Origin of the sequence: Burkholderia sp. LFS061 (assembly GCF_047978125.1) — a bacterium.
GTDB classification, from domain to species: domain Bacteria; phylum Pseudomonadota; class Gammaproteobacteria; order Burkholderiales; family Burkholderiaceae; genus Burkholderia; species Burkholderia pyrrocinia_C.
This window is the reverse complement of sequence record NZ_JBFPFS010000048.1, coordinates 45,149-51,959: the sequence shown is the minus strand read 5'-3', so window position 1 is coordinate 51,959 and position 6,811 is coordinate 45,149. Positions and strand designations below refer to the sequence as shown.

Here is a 6,811-nt window from a genome sequence, read left to right as displayed (position 1 = left end):
CGTCTCGGCGTGCCGCTGTCCGAACTGTTCGGCGGCCGCAGGACCGATGCGGTGGACGTCGCATGGACGCTCGCGAGCGGCGCGCACAGGTCGGCGAGCAGTGCCGCGCGGATCACGGCCGGCACGGCCGGGTCGGCCGCGTCGCCGAGCCATTCCGTTTCCGCGATCGGATCGATCCATAGCGTGCCGGTGGCCGGGCCGACGACGAAGCGATAGGCGTGCGCATCCGCGGCCGGCTCGGCATCGATGCGCCAGCGCACCTCGTACGCATGCTCGCCGAGCGTGACCGGAACGGCGCCGGTCGCGCAGTACGCGTGCGACAGCCCGCGCGCGGCGGCGGCGGACAGGCGCGGCAGGTAGGGCGACGCGTCGAGCGCGACCGCGGCCGGCGCAGCGGCGGGCGGCACGGAAGCGGCGGGCATGGCCCGGTTCGCGGCGTCGCCGGCGTCGGCATTCGTCAGGAACTGCGCAGGCACGGCGGGATCGGGGCGGATTCGGCGTCGGTTCGACGGGTTGTTATGGGGCCGGTGGCGCGGACGGGCACGCGGCTGCTGCGTCGATTGTAGGGACGGCCATGGCCGCGTGCCGCGCCGGAATCCGTAGTCGCGTGCATCGCGCGGCGACGGCGAGCGCAGGGCGCTACGAAGCGTGACGCCGCGTGATGGAATGCCGCGCAGCGCGATGCGCGGCGGCGGGCGGCCAAAAGCAACCGCCGCCCGGAGGCGGCGGTCGGGTCGCGACTGGCTGGCGGGCCGGGCGGCGTGCAGGCCGCATCCGGCTGGCGGGACGCGAAGCGCTGCGAACCTGCACAGCGCGGTGGGGGGAGTGTTGCTGGCGCGCCGCGAGCGGGCGGCGCGCGGGTGAATCGTCAGGCGTAGTCGGCGGCCATCATGGCCGGCGGCGCGGCACGCAGGATCGGCGCCGCATCGTGGCGCTCGACGTGCGTCATTGCCGCACCGAACAGCACGAGGCGATAGCCCACCGCATAGATCGGGATGATCCGCAGGTTCTTGTCGTGCTCGAGCTGCAATTTCGATCGGATCCGCGAGATATGGGTATCGAGCGTGCGCGACGACACGGCGAGTTCACGGCCCCATACGGCTTCCTGGATTGCCTGCCGCGGCACGACCTTGTTCATGTTGTCGAGCAGGAATTCGACGACGTCGAATTCGCGCGGCGTAACGTCAATGACCTTGTTGTCGATTTCGATCGTGCGGCGCACGAAATTGATTTTTATGTTGTCGATGTACAGGTATTTGCAATCCATGGTGGCCCTCGCATGTCCATAAAGGAGTGTTTTGCGGGTCATGTACTGCAACTTCCGGGCCAAGGGGCGGAAGGTCAGGTGTCGACGGGGGGCGTGCCGGGTGCAGGCGGCGTGGAGCCTTGAATTTAAAAGAATTTTTAACGCGGGGCGCGGGGCGGGTGCTGAAGCGGGCGGAGCAATTTTGAAGAATTGTTACGTAGCATCGAGGGGCGACGTTACGGGCGTTACGTCTGGCGTAACGTGTGGGGAGGCGGGAAATGGCGGGGGTAATGCACTCGCCATCCGAATAAGGGGCGGACAAGACAAACCCTACATGGAACCCTACATTCAAATCTACATGGATCGATCAAAAGTCGATATAAATCAGTTAGATAAGTGGCTATAATTGCCGACATCAAACCCTACATGGAACCCGACAGCGAAGCATGACGACCGTCGCTACCTTCGAACCGTTGTTTCCCGAGGATCGCGTACTCGATCCGCTGCTTGAGCAGGCCGCCGAGCTCGTCGACTCTTCGCAGCGGTTGCTGGCCGTACGCGATACCCCGCTGGCCAGCGCGCTCGTGCCGCAGTTGCGCGCCATGAATTCGTACTACACGAACAAGATCGAAGGTCAGCATACGACGCCCGCAAAGATCGCGGCTGCGCTGCATCGGGATTATTCAACCGATATGGCCGAACGCAAGAAGCAACGCTTCGCGGTCGCGCATATCTCAACGGAAGCGGCGCTAGAGGAAGAGTGGCATGCGCTTCCGGTTGCCGCGCTATTCGAACCGGCACGAATTTCGGCCATTCACGATCGCTTCTTTTCCTGCTTGCCTGCCGAGGAGCGACTCGCCGGTGAGGGGGATGTCATCGTTCCAGGCGAATTTCGTCGGGCGGATGTCATGGTTGGGCGTCATCTGGCACCGGAGCCGGAGATGATCGACCCGTTGCTTCAGGCCTGGGCAGCACGTTATGCCCGCATTCGCGCCAAGGAATATCAACTGATCGGTATCGCCTGTTCGCATCATCGTCTGACCTGGGTGCACCCGTTCATGGACGGTAACGGCCGGGTGGCACGTCTGCATTCGCATCTCGGATTACGCGCTGCCGATCTGACTCATGGTCTCTGGTCGCCGCTTCGGGGGCTGGCGCGAGAGCATGAGCAGTATTACGCCCGGCTGAACGAGGCCGACCAGACGCGGCGTAACGATCTGGACGGTCGGGGCAATCTATCCCAGGAGGGGCTGGTCAAGTTCGCGCGGTTTTTTCTCGACTGCTGCCAGGACCAGGTTGGTTTCATGGTGCATATGACGGAGTTCGACGGGGTGACGGGGCGTTTGCTGGATTTGCTGCGATACCTGGAGGCCAATCCGTGGACCATCCGTTCGGAAAAATCGGTCATCAAACCGGAAGCCGCGGCGCTGGCCATGGAGTTTGTGGCACTGCGCCGAACCGTAACGCGGGCGGAATTTGCACAGATGCTGGGCGTAAGCGACGTACTGGCGCGCCGAATCGTTCGGTCGCTGCTGGATTGCGGGCTGCTGACTTCGCCTTCGCATCGAGGCGAGCTTTCCTTTGGATTGCCGCTGAGTGGCCTCCGGTTTCTCTTTCCGAGGCTTTGGCCAGAGGTCGAGCAGGAGTGAGTGCGGCTGGCGGGGCGTGCCGTGAGGCCTTGGCTCGAATGAGCATGATGTCTTCGGCGAGGCGCTGAAAAGCGCTGGCCGCAGGGCAACTTTCGCTCTGCGGCCAGCGTCGCTACCCACCCATCAAGCCTTCGCGCTATCCGCCGAATCGAACGGCAGCACGTAATGCCGCTTGCCCGTCGCCGCGAAGATCGCGTTCGCGACCGCCGGCCCGATCGGCGCGACGCCCGGCTCGCCGACCCCGGTCGGCGCTTCGGCCGACGGCACGATATACACCTCGACCTTCGGCATCTCGGCCATCCGCAGCACGTTGTAGCCGTCGAAGTTGCGCTGTTCGACCTGGCCGTCCTTCAGCGTGATCGCGCTGTGCAGCGCCGCACCGAGCCCGAAGCCGATGCCGCCTTCCATCTGCGCGGCGACGATGTCGGGATTGATCGCGATCCCGCAATCCACCGCGCACACCACGCGCTCGACCTTCACCTTGCCGTCCGCGTCGACCGACACCTCGGCCACCTGCGCGACATAGCTCTTGAACGCCTCGGCGACCGCGATCCCGCGCCCGCGGCCCTTCGGCAGCGGCTTGGCCGGATCCCAGCCGGCCTTCTGCGCGGCCAGTTCCAGCACCGCGCGCATGCGCGGCTCCTTCGCGAGCAGGTTGCGGCGGAACGCGTATGGATCCTTGCCGGCGGTGTGCGCGGCTTCGTCGATGAACGCCTCGACCGCGTAGGCCGTGTGCGAGCTGCCGACCACGCGCCACCACAGCACGGGCACGCCCGTCTTCGCGGTGGTGAGCTCGACCGACACGTTCGGCACTGCGTACGGCAGGTTCGCCGCGCCCTCGACCGACGTCGCGTCGATGCCGTTCTTGACCATGAACGCCTCGAACGGCGTGCCGGCAAGGATCGACTGGCCGACGATCCGGTGGCGCCAGCCGACCAGCTTGCCGTCCGCGGTCAGGCCCGCGTCGAGCTTGTGGAAGTACATCGGCCGATAGAGGCCGCCCTGGATGTCGTCCTCGCGGGTCCATTGCAGCTTGACGGGCTTGCCGTCCGCGCCGAGCGCCTTCGCGATCGACACGGCCTCGACCACATAGTCCGACCACGCGTTCGCGCGCCGGCCGAAGCTGCCGCCCGCGTACAACGTATGGATCTTCACCTGATCGGGCTTAAGGCCCGCGACCTTGGCGGCGTTCGCCTGGTCGATCGTCTGGAACTGGTCGCCGGCCCAGATCTCGCAGCCGTCGCGCGTCAGCTTGACGACCGCGTCGAGCGGCTCCATCGGCGCGTGCGCGAGATACGGGAATTCGTATGTCGCGCTGAGCTTGCGCGCGGCGCCGGCGATCGCCGCGTCGGCATCGCCGTCCTTGCGCGCCGACGTGCCCGGTTTCTCCGCGAGCTGCCGGTATTCGCGCATGATCTCGGCCGAGCCGCGCTTTTCGGCGTTGCTTTCGTCCCATTCGACCTTCAGCGCGTCGCGGCCCTGCTTCGCGGCCCAGAAGCCCGTCGCGACGACCGCGACGCCGCGCGGCACCTGCACGACCGACACGACGCCCGGCACCGCCTTCGCGGCCGTCGCGTCGAACGACTTGACCGTCGCGCCGAAGCGCGGCGGGCGCTGCAGCAGCGCGACGCGCATGCCGGGGAAGGTCGTGTCGAGCGTGAAAGGCGCGGTGCCGTTCGATTTCGCCGGTGCATCGACGCGCGGAATCCGCCGGCCGATCAGCTTGAAATCGGCTGGCTGCTTCAGCACGACCTTGTCCGGCACGGGCAGCTTCGATGCGTCGGCGACGAGCGTGCCGTAGGCGGCCGTCTTGCCGCTCTTCGCATGCGTGACGACGCCATCGGCCGTCGTCAGCTCGCCGGCGGGCACCTTCCAGCGGGCCGCGGCGGCCGACACGAGCATCGCGCGGGCCTTGCCGCCCGCTTCGCGCAGCTGCTGCCACGAGTTCGCCATCGCCGAGCTGCCGCCCGTGCCCTGCATCGTGCCGAACGCGAGGTTCGCATAGCGCTTCGCGTCGGCCGGTGCGCTTTCGACGCGCACGCTCGACCAGTCGGCGTCGAGCTCCTCGGCGACGATCGTCGCGATGCCCGTATACGCGCCCTGGCCCATTTCGACGTGCTTCGCGATGACGGTGACGGCGCCGTCGGGCGTGATACGCAGGAACGCGTTCGGCGCGAAATCGGCGGCCGGTGCGGTTGCGGCGAGCGCGCGGCGGCCGAGGCCGGCCCATTCGAAGCCGATGGTCAGGCTGACGGCTGCCGCGGCGCCCGCGGCCTTCAGGAACGTTCGGCGCGACGGACGCACCGAATCGCGGTTGTCGAGTTCGATCGTCATGGTCAGGCTCCCAGCGTCGCGGCCGCGTCGTGGATCGCGGCCCGGATGCGGGCGTAGGTCGCACAGCGGCACAGGTTGCCGTTCATCGCGGCGTCGATGTCCGCGTCGGTCGGCTTCGGGTTCTGTTCGAGAAGTGCGGTGGCCGACATGATCTGGCCGGACTGGCAATAGCCGCATTGCGGAACCTGCTGCTTGACCCACGCGGCCTGCACGGCCTGCGCGGGCTTGCTCTGCAGGCCCTCGATCGTCGTGACGTGCTTGCCGGCGATACCGGCGAGCGGCAGCACGCACGAGCGGACGGCCTGGCCTTCGAGATGCACCGTGCACGCGCCGCACTGCGCCATGCCGCAGCCGAACTTCGTGCCGGTCAGTCCCGCGTGTTCGCGAATCGCCCAGAGGACGGGCATCGACGGATCGGCGTCGAGCGTGACGTTCTTGCCGTTGAGGACAAACGAGGTAGGCATTTTGGTTGTCTCCGTGGGGAAAACCCGGCATGCGCCCGGTTAGCGGGCAGTGTGCGCGAGCAGTCGGTTTTTGCGTCTACCCAATCCTGCAAATTTATTGAACAATCCTGCAAATCCCGGGCGCGGCGCGGGCCGTTTCGCTATGCTCCCGCGACATGGGGAAATCAATCGAGGATTCGTCATGGACATGACCGATATCGCGGCGTCGCGCGAATCCGGGCGGCGCGAGCTGGCGTCGCTGATCGGCCGCTTCGCACCGGCGGATGGCTCGTATTCGACCGCTGTGCCAGGCCTGATGCTGCATCGGCATACGCGTCCGGTCGATCTCGGCTGCGCCGTGTCGTGTGCCGCGCTGGTGATCGCGGGGCAGGGCGCGAAGCGCGTAATCGTGGCCGGCCACGCTTACGAATACGACACGCAGAATTGCCTGATTACGTCGATCGACTTGCCGATCCTGTCGCGCGTGACGCGCGCGTCGCCGGAGGAACCCTACCTGTGCCTGTCGCTGAGGCTCGATCCGCAGCGGATCGTGGAGCTCTCGGCCGAGATGCGGCTGCCCGAGCCCGACGCGGGCCCCGAAGGCGAAGGGATCGCGCTCGCCGAGCTGACGCCGCCGCTGCTCGACGCCGCGCTGCGGCTGTTGCGGCTGCTCGATACGCCGGCCGACATTCCGGTCGTCGCGCCGCTGATCGAAAAGGAACTGCTGTACCGGTTGATGACGAGCGGGCAGGGCACGCGGCTGCGGCATATGGCGATCGCGGGCAGCCAGACGCACCGGATCGCGCGCGCGATCGAATGGATCCGCGATCACTACGCGGAGCCGATGCGCGTCGAGACGCTCGCGCAGGCGGTCAACATGAGCGTGTCGTCGCTGCACCACCATTTCAAGCACGTGACGACGCTAAGCCCGTTGCAGTACCAGAAGCAGCTGCGGCTGCACGAGGCGCGGCGGCTGTTGCTGCGCCAGGGCGGCGACGTCGGGTCGGTGGCTGCCGTGGTCGGCTACGAGAGCGCGTCGCAGTTCAGCCGTGAATACAGCCGGCTGTTCGGCGCGCCGCCGATGCGCGACGTCGTGCACCTGAGAAAGAAGGAACTGCTCGGCTGACGCGGCATCGGCC

Annotated in this window: 5 protein-coding genes and 1 pseudogene; 2 read left to right on the top strand and 4 right to left on the bottom strand. The window is 66.9% G+C overall.

The features are described 5' to 3' along the window. Window positions 1-476, bottom strand: a pseudogene (locus ACNQQL_RS30215) (YscQ/HrcQ family type III secretion apparatus protein); the annotation flags it as partial. A gap of 392 nt (window positions 477-868) precedes the next feature. Further along, on the bottom strand, window positions 869-1,267 hold the full coding sequence (locus ACNQQL_RS30210; protein ID WP_072442338.1) for a winged helix-turn-helix domain-containing protein: 399 nt from the start codon (window positions 1,265-1,267) through the stop codon (window positions 869-871). Between the two features lie 425 nt (window positions 1,268-1,692). Here ACNQQL_RS30210 and ACNQQL_RS30205 point away from each other — a divergent pair, with 425 nt between their 5' ends. After that, complete coding sequence (locus ACNQQL_RS30205) at window positions 1,693-2,895, top strand: Fic family protein (RefSeq protein WP_347067803.1); 1,203 nt, start codon at window positions 1,693-1,695, stop codon at window positions 2,893-2,895. A gap of 123 nt (window positions 2,896-3,018) precedes the next feature. Here the strand turns inward: ACNQQL_RS30205 and ACNQQL_RS30200 are convergent, their stop codons facing one another. Together ACNQQL_RS30200 and ACNQQL_RS30195 are read right to left on the bottom strand one after the other, a co-directional pair. Next, window positions 3,019-5,229 carry a xanthine dehydrogenase family protein molybdopterin-binding subunit gene (locus ACNQQL_RS30200; protein WP_347067802.1) on the bottom strand — a complete coding sequence of 737 codons (2,211 nt, stop codon included), beginning with the start codon at window positions 5,227-5,229 and terminating at the stop codon, window positions 3,019-3,021. Between the two features lie 2 nt (window positions 5,230-5,231). After that, window positions 5,232-5,693, bottom strand: a complete 462-nt coding sequence (locus tag ACNQQL_RS30195) for a (2Fe-2S)-binding protein (protein WP_034180497.1) — start codon at window positions 5,691-5,693, stop codon at window positions 5,232-5,234. A 181-nt stretch (window positions 5,694-5,874) separates the two neighbouring features. Here ACNQQL_RS30195 and ACNQQL_RS30190 point away from each other — a divergent pair, with 181 nt between their 5' ends. After that, window positions 5,875-6,798, top strand: coding sequence for an AraC family transcriptional regulator (locus ACNQQL_RS30190; protein ID WP_347067800.1), 924 nt, complete (start codon window positions 5,875-5,877; stop codon window positions 6,796-6,798). The last annotated feature ends 13 nt before the right edge of the window (window positions 6,799-6,811 follow it).